Genomic DNA, 1,852 nt, shown 5'->3' on the forward strand with positions numbered 1-1,852 from the left:
GGGATGGGTAGGGGAGCGTCGTGTGCCGGGTGAAGCAGCCGCGGAAGCGAGTTGTGGACGGTTCACGAGTGAGAATGCAGGCATGAGTAGCGATACACACGTGAGAAACGTGTGCGCCGATTGACTAAGGGTTCCTGGGTCAAGCTGATCTGCCCAGGGTAAGTCGGGACCTAAGGCGAGGCCGACAGGCGTAGTCGATGGACAACCGGTTGATATTCCGGTACCCGCTTTGAAACGCCCAGTACTGAATCAGGCGATGCTAAGTCCGTGAAGCCGGCCCGATCTCTTCGGAGTTGAGGGTAGTGGTGGAGCCGATGAACCAGACTTGTAGTAGGTAAGCGATGGGGTGACGCAGGAAGGTAGTCCAGCCCGGGCGGTGGTTGTCCCGGGGTAAGGGTGTAGGCCGTGTGGTAGGCAAATCCGTCACACGTTAAGGCTGAGACCTGATGCCGAGCCGATTGTGGCGAAGTGGATGATCCTATGCTGTCGAGAAAAGCCTCTAGCGAGTTTCATGGCGGCCCGTACCCTAAACCGACTCAGGTGGTCAGGTAGAGAATACCGAGGCGTTCGGGTGAACTATGGTTAAGGAACTCGGCAAAATGCCCCCGTAACTTCGGGAGAAGGGGGGCCATCACTGGTGATCCGATTTACTCGGTGAGCTGGGGGTGGCCGCAGAGACCAGCGAGAAGCGACTGTTTACTAAAAACACAGGTCCGTGCGAAGCCGTAAGGCGATGTATACGGACTGACGCCTGCCCGGTGCTGGAACGTTAAGGGGACCGGTTAGCTGACTTTCGGGTCGGCGAAGCTGAGAACTTAAGCGCCAGTAAACGGCGGTGGTAACTATAACCATCCTAAGGTAGCGAAATTCCTTGTCGGGTAAGTTCCGACCTGCACGAATGGCGTAACGACTTCTCGACTGTCTCAACCATAGGCCCGGTGAAATTGCATTACGAGTAAAGATGCTCGTTTCGCGCAGCAGGACGGAAAGACCCCGGGACCTTTACTACAGTTTGATATTGGTGTTCGGTTCGGCTTGTGTAGGATAGGTGGGAGACTTTGAAGCGGCCACGCCAGTGGTTGTGGAGTCGCCGTTGAAATACCACTCTGGTCGTGCTGGATGTCTAACCTCGGTCCGTGATCCGGATCAGGGACAGTGTCTGATGGGTAGTTTAACTGGGGCGGTTGCCTCCTAAAGAGTAACGGAGGCGCCCAAAGGTTCCCTCAGCCTGGTTGGCAATCAGGTGTTGAGTGTAAGTGCACAAGGGAGCTTGACTGTGAGACCGACGGGTCGAGCAGGGACGAAAGTCGGGACTAGTGATCCGGCAGTGGCTTGTGGAAGCGCTGTCGCTCAACGGATAAAAGGTACCCCGGGGATAACAGGCTGATCTTCCCCAAGAGTCCATATCGACGGGATGGTTTGGCACCTCGATGTCGGCTCGTCGCATCCTGGGGCTGGAGTCGGTCCCAAGGGTTGGGCTGTTCGCCCATTAAAGCGGTACGCGAGCTGGGTTTAGAACGTCGTGAGACAGTTCGGTCCCTATCCGCTGTGCGCGTAGGAATATTGAGAAGGGCTGTCCCTAGTACGAGAGGACCGGGACGGACGAACCTCTGGTGTGCCAGTTGTCCTGCCAAGGGCATGGCTGGTTGGCTACGTTCGGAAAGGATAACCGCTGAAAGCATCTAAGCGGGAAGCCTGCTTCAAGATGAGTATTCCCACCCCCTTTGAGGGGTTAAGGCTCCCAGTAGACGACTGGGTTGATAGGCCAGATGTGGAAGCCCGGTAACGGGTGGAGCTGACTGGTACTAATAGGCCGAGGGCTTGTCCTCAGTTGCTCGCGTCCACTGTGTTG

1 rRNA gene (cut by a window edge) is annotated in these 1,852 nt (G+C 56.5%); it reads left to right on the forward strand.

The window, feature by feature from the left end:
- Positions 1 to 1,829: ribosomal RNA gene (locus ACWCWD_RS36990) — 23S ribosomal RNA — on the forward strand (it extends 1,372 nt beyond the left edge of the window).
- The last annotated feature ends 23 nt before the right edge of the window (positions 1,830 to 1,852 follow it).

It is taken from the genome of Streptomyces sp. NPDC001493 (assembly GCF_053597235.1).